21 protein-coding genes are annotated in these 17,946 nt (G+C 70.7%); 12 read left to right on the forward strand and 9 right to left on the reverse strand.

The features are described from left to right. Positions 1-29: 29 nt before the first annotated feature. On the reverse strand, positions 30-362 hold the full coding sequence (locus HUX53_RS09195) for a hypothetical protein (RefSeq protein WP_176402728.1): 333 nt from the start codon (positions 360-362) through the stop codon (positions 30-32). Beyond that, the gene (locus tag HUX53_RS09200; protein ID WP_176402729.1) at positions 359-1,303 is read right to left on the reverse strand and encodes a bifunctional adenosylcobinamide kinase/adenosylcobinamide-phosphate guanylyltransferase; all 945 of its coding nucleotides are present in this window, start codon (positions 1,301-1,303) and stop codon (positions 359-361) included. Before HUX53_RS09200 ends, HUX53_RS09195 begins: the two co-directional genes overlap by 4 nt. 68 nt (positions 1,304-1,371) lie before the next feature. Between HUX53_RS09200 and HUX53_RS42470 the strand changes: the two genes are divergently transcribed. Both HUX53_RS42470 and HUX53_RS09210 read left to right on the forward strand, forming a co-directional pair. Further along, positions 1,372-2,208, forward strand: a complete 837-nt coding sequence (locus HUX53_RS42470; protein WP_176402730.1) for a thioredoxin domain-containing protein — start codon at positions 1,372-1,374, stop codon at positions 2,206-2,208. Between the two features lie 43 nt (positions 2,209-2,251). Beyond that, entirely contained in the window at positions 2,252-2,449 is a 198-nt protein-coding gene (locus HUX53_RS09210) for a hypothetical protein (protein ID WP_176402731.1), read from the forward strand. A 63-nt stretch (positions 2,450-2,512) separates the two neighbouring features. On the opposite strand, the gene HUX53_RS09215 is transcribed toward HUX53_RS09210, so the two are convergent. Continuing rightward, positions 2,513-3,514, reverse strand: coding sequence for an aldo/keto reductase family protein (locus tag HUX53_RS09215; protein ID WP_176402732.1), 1,002 nt, complete (start codon positions 3,512-3,514; stop codon positions 2,513-2,515). Between the two features lie 75 nt (positions 3,515-3,589). Further along, on the reverse strand, positions 3,590-4,165 hold the full coding sequence (locus HUX53_RS09220; protein WP_176402733.1) for a DUF3043 domain-containing protein: 576 nt from the start codon (positions 4,163-4,165) through the stop codon (positions 3,590-3,592). A gap of 132 nt (positions 4,166-4,297) precedes the next feature. Here HUX53_RS09220 and HUX53_RS09225 point away from each other — a divergent pair, with 132 nt between their 5' ends. From HUX53_RS09225 to HUX53_RS09240, 4 genes are all read left to right on the forward strand, one after another. Beyond that, positions 4,298-5,107 (forward strand): PspA/IM30 family protein, encoded by an 810-nt coding sequence (locus tag HUX53_RS09225; protein WP_217919261.1) that lies wholly within the window; start codon positions 4,298-4,300, stop codon positions 5,105-5,107. Beyond that, on the forward strand, positions 5,104-5,382 hold the full coding sequence (locus tag HUX53_RS09230) for a hypothetical protein (protein WP_176402734.1): 279 nt from the start codon (positions 5,104-5,106) through the stop codon (positions 5,380-5,382). The genes HUX53_RS09225 and HUX53_RS09230 overlap by 4 nt, the downstream gene beginning before the upstream one ends. Before the next feature lie 148 nt (positions 5,383-5,530). Beyond that, a complete protein-coding gene (gene htpX, locus HUX53_RS09235; protein ID WP_176402735.1) occupies positions 5,531-6,448 on the forward strand; it encodes a zinc metalloprotease HtpX in 918 nt (305 codons plus the stop codon). 3 nt (positions 6,449-6,451) lie between these two features. Beyond that, positions 6,452-7,024: a hypothetical protein gene (locus HUX53_RS09240; RefSeq protein WP_176402736.1), complete on the forward strand. Its 573-nt coding sequence runs from the start codon at positions 6,452-6,454 to the stop codon at positions 7,022-7,024. Between the two features lie 204 nt (positions 7,025-7,228). On the opposite strand, the gene nadA is transcribed toward HUX53_RS09240, so the two are convergent. Continuing rightward, a complete protein-coding gene (nadA, locus tag HUX53_RS09245) occupies positions 7,229-8,383 on the reverse strand; it encodes a quinolinate synthase NadA (RefSeq protein WP_176402737.1) in 1,155 nt (384 codons plus the stop codon). Between the two features lie 236 nt (positions 8,384-8,619). Here nadA and HUX53_RS09250 point away from each other — a divergent pair, with 236 nt between their 5' ends. Both HUX53_RS09250 and HUX53_RS09255 read left to right on the forward strand, forming a co-directional pair. Continuing rightward, a complete protein-coding gene (locus tag HUX53_RS09250) occupies positions 8,620-8,982 on the forward strand; it encodes an iron-sulfur cluster assembly accessory protein (RefSeq protein ID WP_176402738.1) in 363 nt (120 codons plus the stop codon). Between the two features lie 177 nt (positions 8,983-9,159). After that, positions 9,160-10,146, forward strand: coding sequence for a carbohydrate kinase family protein (locus HUX53_RS09255; protein WP_176402739.1), 987 nt, complete (start codon positions 9,160-9,162; stop codon positions 10,144-10,146). Positions 10,147-10,205: 59 nt separating this feature from the next. On the opposite strand, the gene HUX53_RS09260 is transcribed toward HUX53_RS09255, so the two are convergent. Continuing rightward, a complete protein-coding gene (locus HUX53_RS09260; protein ID WP_176402740.1) occupies positions 10,206-10,517 on the reverse strand; it encodes a sulfurtransferase TusA family protein in 312 nt (103 codons plus the stop codon). A 46-nt stretch (positions 10,518-10,563) separates the two neighbouring features. Further along, a complete protein-coding gene (locus tag HUX53_RS09265; RefSeq protein ID WP_176402748.1) occupies positions 10,564-11,721 on the reverse strand; it encodes a cysteine desulfurase family protein in 1,158 nt (385 codons plus the stop codon). A gap of 195 nt (positions 11,722-11,916) precedes the next feature. On the opposite strand from HUX53_RS09265, the gene coxB reads away from it, so the two are divergent. The 4 genes from coxB to HUX53_RS09285 all read left to right on the forward strand — a co-directional run bounded on the left by coxB (position 11,917) and on the right by HUX53_RS09285 (position 16,171). Next, positions 11,917-12,675: a cytochrome c oxidase subunit II gene (gene coxB / locus HUX53_RS09270; RefSeq protein WP_217919263.1), complete on the forward strand. Its 759-nt coding sequence runs from the start codon at positions 11,917-11,919 to the stop codon at positions 12,673-12,675. Positions 12,676-12,749: 74 nt separating this feature from the next. Next, positions 12,750-14,339, forward strand: a complete 1,590-nt coding sequence (gene ctaD, locus HUX53_RS09275) for a cytochrome c oxidase subunit I (protein ID WP_217919265.1) — start codon at positions 12,750-12,752, stop codon at positions 14,337-14,339. Positions 14,340-14,342: 3 nt separating this feature from the next. Next, entirely contained in the window at positions 14,343-14,753 is a 411-nt protein-coding gene (locus HUX53_RS09280) for a cytochrome c oxidase subunit 4 (protein ID WP_176402743.1), read from the forward strand. 134 nt (positions 14,754-14,887) lie between these two features. Beyond that, the gene (locus HUX53_RS09285; protein ID WP_176402744.1) at positions 14,888-16,171 is read left to right on the forward strand and encodes an Ig-like domain-containing protein; all 1,284 of its coding nucleotides are present in this window, start codon (positions 14,888-14,890) and stop codon (positions 16,169-16,171) included. A 25-nt stretch (positions 16,172-16,196) separates the two neighbouring features. On the opposite strand, the gene HUX53_RS09290 is transcribed toward HUX53_RS09285, so the two are convergent. Together HUX53_RS09290 and HUX53_RS09295 are read right to left on the reverse strand one after the other, a co-directional pair. After that, a complete protein-coding gene (locus HUX53_RS09290; RefSeq protein ID WP_176402745.1) occupies positions 16,197-17,621 on the reverse strand; it encodes a M48 family metallopeptidase in 1,425 nt (474 codons plus the stop codon). Continuing rightward, complete coding sequence (locus HUX53_RS09295; protein ID WP_176402746.1) at positions 17,618-17,773, reverse strand: hypothetical protein; 156 nt, start codon at positions 17,771-17,773, stop codon at positions 17,618-17,620. The genes HUX53_RS09290 and HUX53_RS09295 overlap by 4 nt, the downstream gene beginning before the upstream one ends. Positions 17,774-17,946 lie beyond the last annotated feature (173 nt).

A 17,946-nucleotide genomic window follows, 5' to 3' on the forward strand; every position in this document is an offset into this window, starting at 1 on the left:
GGGTACTGTTCGAGTGTGACGTACTCGTGTTAGGTGGCGGTCTCATGCGCAGGTGAGAGGCAGGGGGGGGTGCGCTGGCTGCGCCGCGTGGTGCGCGGCGACCCGCTCGCTCCCTTCGGTGGGTGCGTGGTGGGGGTGTGGCGTGTGGTGTGCGGGGCGGAGCCGTCGGCCAGCGGGCGGGCCTCTATCCTGGTCGACGGGAGCGTCGGGTGTGTAAAGGAGACAGGGGCGGCGCCGCCCGTGATCAGGCCGGTGGCCGGGGCGAGCAGCATCGCGGCGCGCGCGGTGCCCCGGTCGACCCGCGCCGTGCCCGCCGGGACGACGGTCAGCAGGGTGACCGCGAGCCGCAGTCCCTCGATCACGCGAGCTCCACGACGCGTCCGGCCACGACCAGCGCGGCCTCCTCCGACTCGGCCGCGAGCCGCTGGTTGACCAGGCCCAGCATGTCGCGGAACGCCCGCCCGGACGCGGTCGTGGGCACCAGCGACAGCCCGACCTCGTCGCTGACCGCGACCACCCGCGCCGCCGTGCCCCGCCAGGCCGCGACGAGCGCGTCGACGCGGGGCCGTACCCGGGACGGGTCGTCCCAGGCGCCGGTCTCGTCCATCGCGGCGGCCAGCCAGGTGCCGATGCCGTCCACCAGGACCGCGCCCGTCTCGGCCGCCAGCACGTCCGCCAGCTCGGTCGTCTCGACGGTGCGCCACCATGCCGGACGGCGGAGCCGGTGCGCGGCGACCCGCTCGCTCCATTCGGGATCGTCATCACGGACCGGGCCGGTCGCGACGTAGAGGACGTCCGCGCAGGCGGCCAGCCGAAGTTCGGCCTCAGCAGACTTCCCCGACCGGCTCCCGCCAAGGAGAAGGGTACGGAACGGGCCGTGCTGAGGCCGGTTCCAGAAGGCCATGCGGCGCTCCAGTTCGGCCTCGGACGGCAGCCGGTGATCCACGTGCACGGCGAACACCCGCGTCGTGGACGCCACGGGCCCGGTATGGCGCAGATACCCGAGGTGCTCCGGGGAGCCCGCGAGGTCGAGCAGGACGGCCGCGTACTCGACGCCGGGCGTCGGCTCGGGCCTCGCACCCGGTCCCGCGGCCACCAGGATGAGATCGCCGTGCGGGCCGCGCACCTCATACCCGCCGGGCACGTCCGTCCGTGGCAGACCGTCCAGCGGCACGCCGTCCACCAGGGCCGCGACCGGTTCACGCCGGACGCCGGCGGCGCGCAGCCGGCCGCAGGACGCGCACCGGCACCCCGGCGCGGGCCAGCCCTGCGCTGCGGCGATGCCGCGAAGCTCGATGTTCATACCGGTCGGAACTCTACGGTTACGCTCCCCTGGACGGATCGCCACGCCCCCCGACAGGAGGACACCCGGTGGGCAACCCCCCGAACGCGCCATGGCCCCACCAGCCGGGACAGGGCGGCCCGCCGCCCTATGGCCCGCCGGGCATGCCCGGCGGCTTTCCCCCGCCCCAGCCGCCGCGCAGGAGCGGGGCGGCACTGGCGCTCGGCCTGGCCATCGGCGGCGTCCTCGGCGTGCTGATCATTGTCGCGGTGGTCGTGTTCACCGTGGTGGGCGCGGACGACGACGAAGGCGGGGGCGGCGGCGGAGACGTCCAGCTGCGGGTCGGCAAGATCGCCGGCGGCGCGGAGGCGGCGCCGCAGGAGGACGGGAGCCTGGTCATGGCCCGGCCGGGCGTCACCGCGCCCGTCGTCGACATCTACGAGGACTTCGCCTGCCCGCCCTGCGGCGCGTTCGACCGCAAGCACGACCCGATGCTGAAGCAGCTGGTGGTCGAGGGACGCGCCAAGGTCGTGTTCCATCCGATGCTGATCTTCGGTGAGGGCGCCCAGCCGGCGCACGACAACTCGCTGCGAGCGGCGTCCGCGCTGCGCTGCGTCGGCGACGGCGCACACTGGCTCTCCTACCAGGACGCCCTCTACGAGAACCAGCCCGAGAACGAGAGCTCCACGGGCTACACCACCGACCAGCTGCTCTCCCTCGCGGAACCACTCGGGCTGACCGGCGGCGGCTTCACGTCCTGCGTGGAGAACCAGCGCTACGCCGAGAGCGTGAAGAAGGTCAGCCAGGGCTACATATCGTCCGGCGTCCAGGGCACGCCCAGCGTGCGGGTCAACGGGCGCACCCTCGACTCGTCCGACATCGAGAGCTCCGAGGCGCTGCGCCGGGCGATCGAGGCCGCCCCCTGAACCCGCTAGTCTCACCGCGACGAGGGACGAGGAGGGCGACGCGATGGCGTGGAGCTGGCGTTTGGAGAGGGCCGACGGGCGGACGGTCGGCATGTCGGAGGAGACCTTCTCCACCCAGGCGGACGCGGAGAGCTGGCTGGGGGAGAACTGGCGGGGGCTGCGCGCGGACGAGGTCGACAAGGTCGTCCTGCTGGACGGCGAGACGCTCGTCTACGAGATGAGCCTGCAGGACCCGGAGTGAACCGGAAGGGCCGCGGGGCTACGGCTCCGCGGCCCTTCGCATGCGCGTCGTATGCGCGTCCGGTCAGGGGCGCTTGCGCGGGCTGGCGGTCTTCGCGGGGTCGCGGATGACGGCGTCGCCGAGCACGTCGTCGATGCGCTTCAGCACGTCGGCGTCCAGCTTCACCCCGGCGGCCTTCACGTTGTCGGCGACCTGCTCGGGACGGGTCGCGCCCACGATCGCCGCCGACACGTTCGGGTTCTGCAGCGTCCAGGCGATGGCGAGCTGCGCCATCGACAGCCCGAGCTCGTCCGCGATCGGCTGCAAGTTCTGCACGCGGGTCAGCAGGTCGTCGTTCAGGTAGCGCTTGATCATGTCGGCGCCGCCCTTGTCGTCGGTGGCGCGCGACCCCTCCGGCAGCGGCTGCCCCGGCTTGTACTTGCCGGTCAGCACGCCCTGCGCGATCGGCGACCAGACGATCTGCCCGATGCCCTCGCGCTCGCAGACCGGGACGACCTCCTCCTCGATGACCCGCCACAGCATCGAGTACTGCGGCTGGCAGGAGATGATCCGGTCGAAGCCCATGTCGTCGGCGATCTTGAGGGCGCGCTCGATCTCCTCCGCCCGCCACTCCGAGACGCCGACGTACAGGACCTTGCCCTGCCGGACGAGGTCGTCGAACGCGCGCAGGGTCTCCTCCAGCGGCGTCTCGTAGTCGAACCGGTGGGCCTGGTAGAGGTCCACGTAGTCGGTTTCGAGGCGGCGCAGGGAGCCGTGGATCGACTCGAAGATGTGCTTGCGGGACAGGCCCGAGTCGTTCCGGCCGGGCCCGGTGGGCCAGTAGACCTTGGTGAAGATCTCCAGCCCCTCGCGGCGCCGGCCCTTGAGCGCGCGCCCGAGGACCTCCTCGGCGCGCGTCCCGGCGTAGGCGTCCGCGGTGTCGAAGGTGGTGATCCCCGCGTCGAGGGCCGCCCGCACGCACGAGCGCGCCGCGTCCTCCTCGACCTGGGAGCCGTGGGTGAGCCAGTTGCCGTACGCGATCTCGCTGATCTTCAGACCGCTCCGGCCCAGGTTTCGGAACTCCATGTCCCCGACCCTAGCCCGAAGATGATCGCCGGACCCAGGCCGCGAGCCGCGCCGGACGCCCGCCGGGGCGGCCGGTCAGATCCTCTCCTTCTCGCCGATCTTCACCTGCGGGTTCGGGACGCGCAGCCGGCGGATCTGCATGGCGCGCATCGCGGCGTACATCCCGACGCCCCTGGCGTCCTCGTCCGGGTAGCGCTCGGCGGCCAGCCTCTTGATGCCGCGGCTGAGCATGAGGCCCTCGCCGAACACGAGGATCAGCAGCAGCGGGGGCGCGAACAGCACCAGCAGCCGGGCCACCGGGATCGGCAGCATGCTCAGCAGCACGATCGCGAACATGGCGTACATGAGGTAGGAGCCGACGGTGCGGCGCGCGTCCACGTAGTCGCGGGCGAGCCGCCGGACGGGCCCCTTGTCCCGCTTGAGGAGGTGCTTCTCCTCGCCCCTGGCCATGCCCTCGCGGGTCTTGACGCGGTTCTCCGCGAGCTGCGCCCTGCGCCGCTTGTAGGCCTCCTTGCCGGAGGCCGGTGCGGTGATGGGCTGGCGGCGGCGCTTCTCGGCGTCCCGCCGCTTGGGCGTGGGACGGCCCTTGCCGCCCGGCTTTACTACCTGAGGAGGATTCGCCGGGGCCTCCGGGGTACGACGCTTGAACACGGGATCAGACTACCGGCTGCGAACATCGTGGCTGCCTCGCGCGTTAACGCGTAGGGTGATAAGAACCCCAGCAGTGGTCATTGAGCCCAGTCCACGACTGAGGCGACAGCACGAAGGGACCGGCGCCGCGCGATGAGCGTGATGAAACGAATGTCGATGATCTTCAAGGCCAAGGCCAACAAGGCCCTGGACCGGGCCGAGGATCCTCGCGAGACCCTCGATTACTCCTACCAGCGTCAGCTGGAGATGCTGCAGAAGGTTCGTCGCGGGGTCGCCGACGTCGCCACCTCGCGCAAGCGTCTCGAACTGCAGATCAACCAGCTTGAGCAGCAGCAGAACAAACTGACCGACCAGGGCAAGAAGGCATTGCAGGTGGGCCGCGAGGACCTCGCCCGCGAGGCGCTGACCCGCCGGTCGGGGCTGGAGGGCCAGCTGAACGACCTGCGCGGCCAGTACCAGCAGCTGCAGGGCGAGGAGGAGAAGCTCACGCTCGCCTCCCAGCGGCTGCAGGCCAAGGTCGACTCCTTCCGGACCCGCAAGGAGACCATCAAGGCGACCTACACGGCCGCCGAGGCGCAGACGAAGATCAACGAGGCTTTCTCCGGCATCTCCGAGGAGATGGGCGACGTCGGCCTGGCGATCCAGCGCGCCGAGGAGAAGACCGACACGATGAAGGCGCGCGCCGGCGCGATCGACGAGCTGCTGGAGTCCGGCGCCCTGGAGGACTTCTCCGGTCCCCGCGACGACATCCAGGCCGAGCTCGACCGGATGGGCTCCGGCCCCGGCGTCGACCTGGAGCTGGAGCGGCTCAAGGCCGAACTCGGCCAGGGCCCCGCGCCCAAGGAGCTGAACCAGGGCACGCCCACCGCGCAGCCGCAGCAGCACCAGCAGGACACCCCGCAGCAGGCCCCGTGGCCGAACAACCCCGGGGGTGCCCAGTGATCGTCCGCCTGATGGGCGAGGGGCAGCTGGACGTGGCCGACGGAGACCTGTCCTCCCTCAACGCCCTGGACTCCGAGCTGGAGTCGGCGATCGAGTCGGGCGACGAGACGGCGTTCCGCGCCGCGCTGCACGCCCTGCTGGAGAACGTGCGCAAGGTGGGAAAGCCGCTCCCGGCCGACAGCCTGGAGCCGTCCGAGCTGATCCTGCCGCCCGCCGACGCGCACATCGACGAGGTGCGCTCCATGCTCGGGGACGAGGGACTCATTCCCGACTGAACCCCCGCGTACGGGGAACTGGGGACGTATCGCAGCGTGACGCCGCGGGGGCCCGGGGGAGTGCCGTCCGTTATGGACACTCAGGCACAAAACCCGGGTCTCGTGCGTTGATACAAATGAATAAGAGCAAGGACTTGGGGGTGGCCGCATGGCCAGCACGCGCTACGCCTCCGACCGGGGGCTGACATCGCGGATGCTCGTGACGATGTTCCTGTTGGGGCTGGTGTACGTCGTCTTCGTCGGAGCGTTCTTCGTCTTCGTGCCCGAATGGGCCTTCGTCGCGCTCGGCGTCGCGGTGGCCTTCCTGTTCGCGCAGTACTTCTTCTCCGACCGGATGACGCTGTTCGCCATGCACGGCCGCGTCGTCTCGCCGGAGGAGGCACCGGAACTGCACGGCGTCATCGACCGCATCTGCGCGATGTCGGACGCCCCGAAGCCGAAGGTCGCGATCGCCGACACCGACGTGCCGAACGCGTTCGCCACCGGACGCAACCAGAAGAAGGCCGTCGTCTGCGTCACCACCGGGCTGCTGCGCCGGCTCGACCCGGTGGAGCTGGAGGGCGTCCTCGCGCACGAGATGGCGCACGTCGCGCACCGGGACGTCGCGGTCATGACGATCGCCTCGTTCCTCGGCATCTGCGCGGGCCTCATCACCCGGTTCGGCCTCCAGTGGGGCCTGTGGGGCGGGTTCGGCCGCCGCAGCAACGACCAGAACACCGGGATGATCCTGCTCGCCGTCGTCGCGGCCAGCGCGCTCGCCTACGCGGTCAGCTTCATGCTCACCCGCGCCCTGTCGCGGTACCGCGAGCTGTCCGCCGACCGCGCCGCCGCGCTGCTGACCGGCCGCCCCTCGGCGCTCGCCAGCGCGCTGACGAAGGTCAGCGGGGAGATCGCGCGGATCCCGACGAACGACCTGCGGTCCGCGCAGGCGTTCAACGCGTTCTTCTTCACCCCGGCGTTCGGCAAGGGCTTCAGCGTCTCCTCGCTGTTCTCCACCCACCCGCCGCTGGACAAGCGGCTCGCGCAGCTCTCGAAGATCTCCGACCAGCTCAGCAGGGGAGTCTGATCCGTGGGTTTCCTCGACACCCTCCTCGGCCGCTCCAAGCCGGCCAAGCCCGACCTCGACCAGATCTTCGGGCTGTCGTCGGCGGCGATCACGCTGGAGGCGGCGACGGAGTTCAAGCCGACCGGGCTCGGCTCCGTCTGCTTCCGCGCGGCCGAGGGCGGCGCGTTCGCCCGGCTGCAGTCCGACGTGCAGGAACTGCTGGACGCCGACGAGGGGCCCAAGGTCGAGATCAGCAACGACTCCTACGGCTACACTTGGCTGCTCGCGACGCACCGTCCCGAGGAACTGCCCGACCTGGTCACCGACCTGCACGCGGTGAACTCGACACTGGAGTCCGGCGGCTTCGGCCCGCACCTGCTGTGCTCGCTGGCGGGCTTCCGCGGCCCGGACGGGCGGCGCCTCGCCCTCGTCTACCTCTACAAGCGCGGCACCTTCTACCCGTTCGCCCCGCTCCCCGGAAACAAGCGCGACAACGCGCTGGAACTCCAGGTCCGCGGCGCGATCGGCGCCGACCTCCCCTTCGAGGAGGACCTCGGCCGCTGGTTCCCCGTCTGGGGCGCCCCCGGCGTGCTCTAGGCATTCCTCTCCTCCTTCGGGCCCTGGGGGCCCTCCATCGTCGAGGAACGCGGTGCGATCGCTGCATCGCTCCGGCTCGCCTAGCGGCTCGCTGCGCGATCAGGTTTCTCGCAGGCTCGAAACCTGCCTTCGGACGCGATCGCGACTGGGTGGGTTTGTTGAGGGTTGCGGCGGGGGCTGGAGTAGGCGCGCTTGAGGGACGGGTCAGGGCAGGGCGAGCATCTGGTCGAGGGCGGCGCGGGCGTAGTGGGCGGTCTGCTCGTCCACCTCGATGACGTTCTGGACGTCGCCGGCCGCCAGCGACTCCAGCGACAGGACCAGGTGCGGCAGGTCGATGCGGTTCATCGTCGAGCAGTAGCAGACGGTCTTGTCGAGGAACATGACGTTCTTGTCCGGGTGGGCGTTCGCCAGCCGCCGGACGAGGTTCAGCTCCGTGCCGATCGCCCAGGACGAGCCGGGCTCGGCGGCCTCGATCGTCCGGATGATGTACTCGGTCGAGCCGATCTGGTCGGCGGCCGTGACGACCTCGTGCCGGCACTCGGGGTGCACCAGGACGTTCACGTCCGGCACGCGCTCGCGGACCTCGGCCACCGACTCGGTGGTGAACCGGCCGTGCACCGAGCAGTGCCCGCGCCACAGGATCATCTTGGCGTCGCGCAGCTGCTGCTGGGTGAGGCCGCCCTCGCGGCGGTGCGGGCTGTAGACCACGCAGTCGTCGAGCGAGAAGCCCATGTCCAGGACGGCGGTGTTGCGGCCGAGGTGCTGGTCGGGCAGGAACAGGACCTTCTTGCCCTTGCCGTAGGCCCAGTCCAGGGCGCGCTTGGCGTTGGACGAGGTGCACACCACGCCGCCGTGCCGCCCGACGAACGCCTTGATGTCGGCCGAGGAGTTCATGTACGTGACGGGGACGACGTCGTCGGCGACGCCGGCGTCCTCCAGGACGTCCCAGCAGTCCTCGACCTGGTCGAAGGTCGCCATGTCCGCCATCGAGCAGCCGGCGCCCAGGTCGGGCAGGATCACCCGCTGGTGCGCGGCGGTCAGGATGTCGGCCGACTCCGCCATGAAGTGCACGCCGCAGAACACGACGTAGGGCGCCTCGGGGCGGGCGGCGGCCTGCTGCGCCAGCTTGAACGAGTCGCCGGTGACGTCGGCGAACTGGATGACCTCGTCGCGCTGGTAGTGGTGGCCGAGGACGAACACCCGGTCGCCGAGGGACGCCTTGGCGGCGCGGGCGCGCTCCACGAGCGCGGGGTCGGAGGCCGGCGGCAGCTCGCCGGGGCAGTCCACGCCGCGCTCGCTCGCGGGGTCGGCACCGCTGCCCAGCAGGAGCAGCGGAAGGTCGCCTGCCGTGGTGGTCATCGGGGTTCTCCCTTCGGCGACGGGGCTTATCGTCGCTTTGACGACTAATGATGGCACATCCGGCGGCCGCCGGTGATGTGACGTAGAACGCACCGCCGTCCGGCGTTAAACCCGGCCGATAAGCGGAATGGGTCCGTACCGAGGTACGTTGTCTTACGGGAAGAGGCGTATGACGTCCTCGAGGACAAGCGACATCCCGCCGCACCGCGGCGCAGCGAGACCCGGGAGCTGAACACATGACGGTTTCAGGCGAGACCACGCAGGAGACCACGCAGCAGGGCGTCGTCCTCACCGACGCCGCCGCCGAGAAGGCCAGGGGCCTGCTCGAGCAGGAGGGCCGCGACGACCTTGCGCTGCGTGTCGCCGTGCAGCCGGGCGGCTGCTCCGGCCTCATCTACCAGCTCTTCTTCGACGAGCGGGAGATGGACGGCGACCAGATCCAGGACTTCGAGGGCCTGGCGGTGCGCGTCGACCGGATGAGCGCGCCCTACCTCACCGGCGCCACCATCGACTTCGTCGACTCGATCGAGAAGCAGGGCTTCACGATCGACAACCCGAACGCGTCGGGCTCCTGCGCCTGCGGCGACTCCTTCAACTGAGCCGCCGGAACGCGAGCGGAACGTCCGGGAGGGGCGGTCCGGGCCACGTGCCCGGACCGCCCCTTCCGCGTTCCCCGCCGCCCTCGGCGGTGATCTGTGGTGCCATGGGGAAGTAGTCTTTCCGGGTTCGAAACAGCCGGTGAACAGCCGGACGACCACGACGAGGAGAGCGACGCCGTGCGCATCGCCGTGACCGGTTCCATTGCGACCGACCATCTGATGACCTTCCCCGGAAGGTTCACCGACCAGCTCCTGCCCGACCAGCTGGACCGGGTGTCGCTGTCCTTCCTGGTGGACGAGCTGGACATCCGCCGCGGCGGCATCGCCGCCAACATCTGCTTCGGCATGGGCAGCATCGGCAAGGAGTCGATCCTCGTCGGCTCCGTCGGCGACGACTTCGCCGACTACCGCTCGTGGCTGGAGCGCCACGCGGTCGACACCGCCTCGGTGCGCGTGTCGGACGTCCACCACACCGCCCGGTTCCTGTGCACCACCGACCAGGACCAGAACCAGATCGCCACGTTCTACGCCGGCGCGATGAGCGAGGCCCGCAACATCGAGCTCAAGCCGGTCGCCGACCGCGTCGGCGGGCTCGACCTCGTCGTCATCAGCCCGAACGACCCCGACGCGATGCTCCGGCACACCGACGAGTGCCGCACCCGCGCGATCCCGTTCGTCGCCGACCCGTCCCAGCAGCTCGCCCGGATGGACGGCGCCGACGTCCGCCGCCTCATCGACGGCGCCGCGTACCTGTTCACCAACGAGTACGAGAAGGCGCTCTGCGAGGAGAAGACCGGCTGGAGCGGCGCGGAGATCCTGTCCCGCGTCGGCATCCGCGTCACCACCCTCGGCGCCAAGGGCGTCGTCATCGACCGCGCGGGCGAGGAGGGCGTGCACGTCCCCTGCGTCCCGGTCGAGAACGTCGTCGACCCGACCGGCGTCGGCGACGCCTTCCGCGCCGGCTTCCTGTCGGCCACCGCGTGGGACCTGCCGCTGGAGCGCGCCGCGCAGGTCGGCTGCGCCGTCGCCGCGCACGCGCTGGAGTCCGCGGGCCCGCAGGAGTACACCCTGGCCCGCCAGACGTTCCTCGACCGGTTCGGCGCCGCCTACGGCGCGGACGCCGCCGCCGAGATCGCCGGGCACATCACCTGCCCGAACCCGTAACGCGTACGGAAGGGCCGCGCCGGACGGCGCGGCCCTTCGCTGTTGTCAGTACGCCGTGGTCAGTACGTCCGGCGGATGTGGAAGCCCCAGCCGCCCTGCTGCAGCGTCTCCTCGCGGACGAAGTCCTGCGACTTCATCCGGCACCAGGCGGGGACGTCGGTGCGCGCGGCGGCGTCGTCGGCGAGGACGGCGACGACCTGCCCGACGGGCACCTCGCGGATCCGCTCCGCCAGCATGATGATCGGGATGGGGCACTTGCGGCCGAGCGCGTCGATGACGAGCACGGGCGGCGGGCCGGCGGACGCCTGCTCCTGCGGCGGCACGGCGTCCGCGGGCGGCGTCCCGTTCTTGGCGCGGCCTCGGAACCTCATGGGCGCGACCGCCTCCCCGACTCGTTGGTCTCCATCGTCCGGCAGTTCAACGTCCGGCCGTCCTCATCGTCTCGCGGAGGCGGGCGACGGCGCCGGGGAGCACGGTGAGGAACCGGTCGACGTCCGCCGCGGCGACGCCACGCGGCAGCGATACCCGGACGTTCCCATGGGTAATCACTCCCATCGCCTCCAGCACGTGACTGGGACGCAGCGTATCCGCCGTGCACGAGCTGCCGGACGAAACCGCGAAACCCAGCCGGTCGAGTTCGGTCAGCAGCGCCTCGCCCTCGACGTACAGGCACGAGAACGTCACCAGGTGCGGCAGCCGCCGGACCGGGTCGCCGACCACCTCCACGTCGGGGACGCTCCGCGGGACCTCCGCGCGGATGCGGTCCACCAGCGCGGAGAGGCGCGGCGCGTCCGCCGCCATATCGGCACGGTACGCCTCCAGCGCGGCCGCCGCCGCCGCGATGGCCGGAACGTTCTCGAATCCGGGGACGCGGCGCCCCTCGCGCTCGTCGTCCGGCAGCGGCGAGCGCCACCGGGTGCCCTTGCGGACGGCGAGCACGCCGACGCCGGCGGGGCCGCCCCATTTGTGCGCGCTGCCCGCGAGGAACGACCAGCCGCCGGGGACGTCCGCCCGGCCGAGCGACTGGGCGGCGTCCACGAACAGCGGGACGCGGGCGACGCGGCACGCCTCCGCGGCCTCGGCCACGGGCTGGACGGTGCCGACCTCGTGGTTGGCCGACTGCAGGCACGCGAGCGCGGTGTCGGCGCGCAGCGCCGCGGCGAACTCCGCCGGGTCGACGCGGCCCGACCGGTCGACGCCGACGACGGTCACCTCGCCGCCGTCCCGCTCGTGCTTCTCCGCGGCGTGCAGCACGCTGGAGTGCTCCACGGCGCTCACGACCAGGTGCCGCCCGACGCGCCGGCGCGCGCGGAGCCCGCCGAGGACCGCCAGGTGCACCGCCTGGGTGCCCGAGGCCGTGAACGACACCTCGTCCGGGCGGGCGCCGAGGACGCCCGCGACGCGCGCGCGGGACCGGTCCAGCAGCAGCCGGGTGGCGCGCGCCGTCCCGTACAGCCGGGCGGGGTCGGCCCAGCCCGCGTCCAGCGCCTCAAGGAGCGCCGACCGCGCCGCCGGATGGGGCGGCTCGGTGGACGCGGCATCGAAGTAGGCGGCCCCGGACGGGGCGCCCGACATGCTCGGTTCGGCCACGCTGAAACACTAACCGGGCACCCGATCGGGGGGTTGCGCGACCCTCGCGCTAGGGTGTCCACCACACGTGTAAACCATGATCTCACCGCCCGGCCGACCGGGCTTCATCCGTGGGGAAGGCATTCCGTGAGTCCGACCCGCTCTGGGGAGCGGCGTACGCCTGTGCGCAGTCGCCGCGCATTGAAAAGCGCCGGTGCGCTTGGGCTGCTTGCGCTGTCCGCGACCGGCTGCAGTGGTACCCGGCTCGGCCTGCCCGAGCCGATCAGCGTCCAAGGCGAGCGCATGCTCCACCTGTGGCAGGGCTCCTGGATCGCGGCGTTCGCGGTCGGGGGCGTCGTCTGGGGCCTGATCATCTGGGCGGTGATCTTCCACCGCAAGCGCTCCGACGACCTGCCGCCGCAGGTCCGCTACAACATGCCGATCGAGATCCTCTACACGGCGGTCCCGTTCGTCATCATCGCGGTCCTGTTCTACTTCACCGCCCGCGACGAGAACTTCGTCGAGAAGACGACGGCCAATCCGGCGGTGACCGTCGACGTGACGGGGTTCCAGTGGAGCTGGCGGTTCGACTACAAGCAGAACGACCAGCTCGTCGCCTCGGTGACCGGCGTGCCGGTGGACCCGAACGGGCCCGCCGCCGGCAAGCCCGTCATGACGATCCCGGCCGGCAAGACCGTCCGGGTGCGGCTGCACTCCGACGACGTCATCCACTCGTTCTGGGTCCCGGCACTGATCTACAAGAAGGACGTCATGCCGGGCTACACCAACGAGTTCGAGTTCACGGCGACCAAGCTCGGCACCTATGAGGGCCGCTGCGCCGAACTCTGCGGCGTCGACCACAGCAAGATGCTGTTCCAGTTGAAGGTCGTGACCCCGGAGCAGTACGACAAGTTCATCGCAGACTCCAAGCAAGCACTGGCCGCGGGAGGTGGGAAGTGACCGCCACGAGTCACGCCCCGAGCGCGCCGATCGCCGCGCCGCGGACGAGCAAGGGGCGCATCCTCGCCTCCTGGATGTCGTCCACCGACCACAAGGTGATCGGCTACCTCTACCTGATCACCTCGTTCCTGTTCTTCCTGTTCGGCGGCGTCCTCGCCCTGGTCATCCGGGCGGAGCTGTGGGAGCCGGGGCTGCAGCTCGTCAGCAACGAGCAGTACAACCAGATGTTCACCATGCACGGCACGATCATGCTGCTGATGTTCGCGACGCCGCTGTTCGCGGGCTTCACCAACGTGATCATGCCGCTGCAGATCGGCGCGCCGGACGTGGCGTTCCCGCGGCTGAACATGCTGGCGTACTGGCTGTTCCTGTTCGGCAGCCTCATCGTCGTCGCGGGCTTCCTCACCCCGGGCGGCGCGGCCAGCTTCGGCTGGTTCGCCTACGCCCCGCTGTCGGACGCGGTGCGCTCGCCCGGCGTCGGCGGCGACATGTGGGTGATGGGCCTGGCCATGTCGGGCTTCGGCACCATCATGGGCGCGGTCAACTTCATCACCACGATCCTGTGCATGCGCGCCCCCGGCATGACGATGTTCCGGATGCCGATCTTCACCTGGAACGTCCTGCTGACCTCCATCCTGGTGCTGCTCGCCTTCCCGGTCCTCGCCGCCGCGCTGCTGGCGCTGGAGGCCGACCGCAAGCTCGGCGCGCACATCTTCGACGCCGCGCACGGCGGCGCGCTGCTCTGGCAGCACCTGTTCTGGTTCTTCGGGCATCCGGAGGTCTACATCATCGCCTTGCCCTTCTTCGGCATCGTGACTGAGATCTTCCCGGTGTTCAGCCGCAAGCCCGTCTTCGGCTACATCGGCCTGGTGTTCGCGACCATCAGCATCGCGGGCCTGTCCATCACCGTGTGGGCGCACCACATGTTCGTCACCGGCCAGGTCCTGCTGCCGTTCTTCTCGTTCATGTCGTTCCTGATCGCGGTGCCGACGGGCATCAAGTTCTTCAACTGGGTCGGCACGATATGGCGAGGACAACTAACGTTCGAATCGCCGATGCTGTGGTCGCTGGGCTTCCTGGTGACGTTCCTGTTCGGCGGTCTCACCGGCGTCATCCTGGCGTCCCCGCCGATGGACTTCCAGCTGTCGGACTCCTACTTCGTGGTGGCGCACTTCCACTACGTCGTCTTCGGCACCGTGGTGTTCGCGATGTTCGCGGGCTTCTACTTCTGGTGGCCGAAGTGGACCGGCAAGATGCTGAACGACCGGCTCGGCCACGTGCACTTCTGGATGCTGTTCATCGGCTTCCACGGCACGTTCCTCGTCCAGCACTGGCTGGGCGCGGAGGGCATGCCCCGCCGGTACGCCGACTACGCGGCCGAGTTCCACGGCCTGAACGAGGTCTCGACCATCTTCTCGTTCCTGCTCGGCGCCTCGATGATCCCGTTCTTCTACAACGTCTACATCACGTGGAAGAAGGGCAAGAAGGTCGAGGTGGACGACCCGTGGGGCTACTCCAACTCGCTGGAGTGGGCGACGTCGTGCCCGCCGCCGCGGCACAACTTCAACTCGATTCCGCGGATCCGTTCCGAACGGCCGGCGTTCGACCTGCACCACCCGTACGCGGGCGCGCAGGGCGAGCTCGCCGGGACGAAGGGGGAGTAGCCGATGCGCGTCCAGGCGTTCATGTTCTACGGTTGCGCGGTCTTCTTCCTCGCCACCGACGTCGTGTACTGGCTCTGGTCCAAGGACTGGACGGGCACCTCGGTGCTCGGGCTCGCCGTCGGCCTCTCCGGGCTCATCGGGTTCTACGTCCACTTCACGGTCCGCCGCCTCGAGCGCGCGAACGCGGGCCCGCTGTACGAGGACGACCCCGAGGGCGAGATCGCGGACGCGGCCGGTGAGCTGGGCTTCTTCAGCCCGCACAGCTGGTGGCCGCTGTTCGTCGGGCTGTCGGCCGCGGCCGTCGCGCTCGGCATCGTGTTCGGCTGGTGGCTGGTCATCTTCGGCGTGTGCTGCGCGATCCTGACCACGATCGGTCTGGTCTTCGAGTACTACCGGGGTCATTTCGCCCACTGATCAGTAAAAGAACCCCATCGGGGGCCGGTGTCCGCTTTTCAGCGGGTACCGGCCCTTTCACATACTGGGCGCCGTTCCAGCGACCGGGCTGGGCAGGCGGACCGATCGCCCAGGAGGACGACCGGGGGGCTCACATGCGGGTGGGTGGCTCAGGACCGGGAGAGCGAGGCCGGCGCGCCGCCGCCGTGCTCGTCGGCGCGAGCGTCGTGGCGGGGGCCGCGGCGTGCTCGGGCGGCGACTCGGACGCGGTGGACGCCGTGCGGCTCGCGGTGTCGCCGACGGGCGGCGGGAAGCTCAGGCCGGACAGCCAGATCGACGTCCGGGCGCGCAGCGGCACGATCCAGAACGTCACGGTGTCGGCCGGGGACGGCGAGGTCGCGGGAGACCTGAGCGCCGACCGGACGCAGTGGCGGTCGCGCTGGTCGCTGGAACCGGGCGAGACGTACACGGTCGCTGCGACGGCGCAGGGGAAGGACGGCAAGACCAGGACGGTCTCCAGCCGCTTCACCACCGCCGAGGTCGAGAAGACCAACGACGTCACGGTCGAGGCGCCGTACAACAAGGAGACGGTCGGCGTCGGCATCCCGATCATCATGAACTTTGAGCGTCCGGTGAAGAACCGGGCGGCCGTCGAGCGGGCGCTGGAGGTGACCGCGGACAAGACCGTGGAGGGCGCCTGGCACTGGTTCGGCGACCAGCAGGTCGTGTTCCGCACGAAGCAGTACTGGCCCGCCCACACGAAGGTGAGGTTCCAGGCGCACCTCAGCGGCGTCCGCACCGGCGGGGACGTGTACGGCGGCAAGAACTACGCCGTCGACTTCACCATCGGCGACTCGCACATCTCCACGGCGGGCGAGGACAGCCACAAGATGGTGGTGATGGTCAACGGCAAGAAGGCCCGCACCATCCCGACCAGCATGGGCAAGGGCGGTGCGCGCAAGTACACCACCACCGACGGGGTCCACCTGACGATGGCCAAGGAGGACCCCACCACCATGACGTCCGACTGGATGGGGATCAGCCCCGGAAGTCCCGGCGGCTACAGCCTGACCGTGTACAAGGCCGTGCGGATCTCCAACAGCGGCGAGTACGTGCACAGCGCGCCGTGGTCCGTCGGAGCCCAGGGGCACGAGAACGTCAGCCACGGCTGCATCAACATCAGCCCGTCCAACGCCAAGTGGTTCTACAAGCTCAGCTACCGGGGCGACGTCGTGAAGGTCACCGGCAGCAGCCGCGAGCTGGAGCCGGACAACGGCTGGGGCTACTGGCAGCTCGGCTGGCAGGACTGGGTGAAGGGCAGCGCGCTGAAGCGGCCGGTCACGACCGCGCCGCACGCGGATGCGGCGACGCTGTCCTCGCAGGAGGGCAAGGGCGCCGAGCCCAAGGTCCCGGAGCAGCAGGGCGCCGAGGGGAACTGACCGGACGTCCCGCCGCCGCGGCCGGCTAGCGGAGCGGCGGCGGGACCTCGACGCCGTGCATGCGGGCCCAGTCGCGGGCCATCGCGATCCGGTCGGGCCCGGACGGGTGCGTCATCCAGAGGACGTACTCCACCGCGTCGGGGCTCAGGTCGGAGATGTTGCGCACCGACAGCTCGTGCTGCATGTACACGAACGTCGACGGGTCGCGGGTGAGGTTCAGGGCGTGCGCGTCCGCGCGGGCCTCGATGCGCCGGCTGACGAGGTTCTGGACGGGCGCGGCGACCTGCGTCCCGACGGTCACGAGCGCGAGCAGCAGCGCGATGGTGCGCGGGTCCGCCGCCCCGCGCCCGGCGGGCGCGCCGGCCGGCTTATCGGGGTCGACTCCCGCGCGCCGCAGGACGCGCGGAGAGGTCATCAGCAGGTACAGCAGGCACAGCGCCCCGGCGATGCCGAGCGCGCCCACCAGCGTCCCCCACAGGACGTCGTCGCGCTTGGCGTGGCCGAGCTCGTGCCCGACGATCGACTCGATCCGCGGGCGCGGCGACCTCAGCAGCGTGTCGTAGAGGACGATGCGGCGCGTGGAGCCGAACCCGGACACGTAGGCGTTCAGCGACGTCGTCCGGCGGGAGGCGTCCGCGACGAGGACGTCCTTGACGGGCACGCCGTCCCGCTTCGCCATCGCGAGCAGCTCGCTGCGCAGCGGCCCCTGCCGCAGCGAGTGGAAGTTGTTGAACACCGGCTCGACGACGACCGGGTAGACGAACGACACGGCGACGACGAGGACGAACCCGCCGGCGGCGGCGCCCGTCCACCAGTAGCGGGGGAAGCGGCGGATGACGGTGTAGAGGAGCAGCAGGGCGATCGTGTAGATGACCCAGGTGACGCCGAGCGACTTCAGCTGGTCGACGAGCCACGCGGGCCAGCTCTGCGTGGACAGCCCGTACCGGCGCAGCACCGACTCGCTCCAGATGCTGAACGGCAGCCCGGCGAGGCGCAGCACCGTGGTCAGCGCCACGGCGGCGACGACGATCCGGAGGAAGCGGCGGCGGGTGCGGGCGGTGACCCAGCCGATGAAGCGGGCGCCGAGCGGGGTGAGGCCGAGGGCGAGGATCACCGCGAGGCCGACGAGGAGCCGCGCGTAGGCGGGCGGGTTGATGGCCGAGTCGAACGCCTGGGAGCGGGCGATCTCGGCGGGGGAGAAGTCGAGCGCGGGGTCGGCCTGCACGTGGCCGCCGGGCACGTGCCCGGGCAGCGGATTCCACGGGGTCGTCAGCGCGAGGACGGCGCCCACGGAAGCGAACAGCACGGCGGCGGCGACGGCGGCGGCGACGCGCGGCCGCCGCGTCCGGGCGGTGCCGGACGGCCCGCCGGGCACGGGCTCGGCCCGATCCTCGTCCACGTCGTGCTCTTCGTCCACGTCGTGGCCCTCGTCCGCCTCCGTCTCGCTCATGCGAGCTCCTTCGTCACATAGTCGCGCCACAGGGTGGTGAAGCGCTCCCGGGTGAGGCCCAGCACGTCGCGCAGCGCGGTGGCCTCCGGGACGCGCCCGGCGGTCCGGTACAGCCGCACGAGCGTCGCCTCACCGTACCGGCCGGCGACCATCCGGCAGGCGAGCCAGGCCTCCTGGTAGGCCTGCGAGAGGCGCGGGGAGCCGCCCGCCCCTCTCGCAGCCCTACCCGGAGCTGTCCCTTCTCCACATCTGACGCTGCCGACGCAGCAGACAGGGGAGTGATCCGCAGTCAGCGAACCACTAAACAAATCACACAGTTCATGAA

Source organism: Actinomadura sp. BRA 177, assembly GCF_013372625.1.
GTDB lineage: Bacteria > Actinomycetota > Actinomycetes > Streptosporangiales > Streptosporangiaceae > Spirillospora.

What these genes read in the sequence shown, in the direction of transcription:
- HUX53_RS09200 (WP_176402729.1), bottom strand. Translation starts at nt 1,303, where the DNA reads ATGAACATCGAGCTTCGCGGCATCGCCGCAGCGCAGGGCTGGCCCGCG.
- HUX53_RS09210 (WP_176402731.1), top strand. Translation starts at nt 2,252, where the DNA reads ATGGCGTGGAGCTGGCGTTTGGAGAGGGCCGACGGGCGGACGGTCGGC.
- HUX53_RS09215 (WP_176402732.1), bottom strand. Translation starts at nt 3,514, where the DNA reads ATGGAGTTCCGAAACCTGGGCCGGAGCGGTCTGAAGATCAGCGAGATC.
- HUX53_RS09225 (WP_217919261.1), top strand. Translation starts at nt 4,298, where the DNA reads ATGAGCGTGATGAAACGAATGTCGATGATCTTCAAGGCCAAGGCCAAC.
- htpX (WP_176402735.1), top strand. Translation starts at nt 5,531, where the DNA reads ATGGCCAGCACGCGCTACGCCTCCGACCGGGGGCTGACATCGCGGATG.
- nadA (WP_176402737.1), bottom strand. Translation starts at nt 8,383, where the DNA reads ATGACCACCACGGCAGGCGACCTTCCGCTGCTCCTGCTGGGCAGCGGT.
- HUX53_RS09250 (WP_176402738.1), top strand. Translation starts at nt 8,620, where the DNA reads ATGACGGTTTCAGGCGAGACCACGCAGGAGACCACGCAGCAGGGCGTC.
- HUX53_RS09260 (WP_176402740.1), bottom strand. Translation starts at nt 10,517, where the DNA reads ATGAGGTTCCGAGGCCGCGCCAAGAACGGGACGCCGCCCGCGGACGCC.
- HUX53_RS09265 (WP_176402748.1), bottom strand. Translation starts at nt 11,721, where the DNA reads ATGTCGGGCGCCCCGTCCGGGGCCGCCTACTTCGATGCCGCGTCCACC.
- ctaD (WP_217919265.1), top strand. Translation starts at nt 12,750, where the DNA reads ATGTCGTCCACCGACCACAAGGTGATCGGCTACCTCTACCTGATCACC.
- HUX53_RS09280 (WP_176402743.1), top strand. Translation starts at nt 14,343, where the DNA reads ATGCGCGTCCAGGCGTTCATGTTCTACGGTTGCGCGGTCTTCTTCCTC.
- HUX53_RS09285 (WP_176402744.1), top strand. Translation starts at nt 14,888, where the DNA reads ATGCGGGTGGGTGGCTCAGGACCGGGAGAGCGAGGCCGGCGCGCCGCC.
- HUX53_RS09290 (WP_176402745.1), bottom strand. Translation starts at nt 17,621, where the DNA reads ATGAGCGAGACGGAGGCGGACGAGGGCCACGACGTGGACGAAGAGCAC.
- HUX53_RS09295 (WP_176402746.1), bottom strand. Translation starts at nt 17,773, where the DNA reads ATGGTCGCCGGCCGGTACGGTGAGGCGACGCTCGTGCGGCTGTACCGG.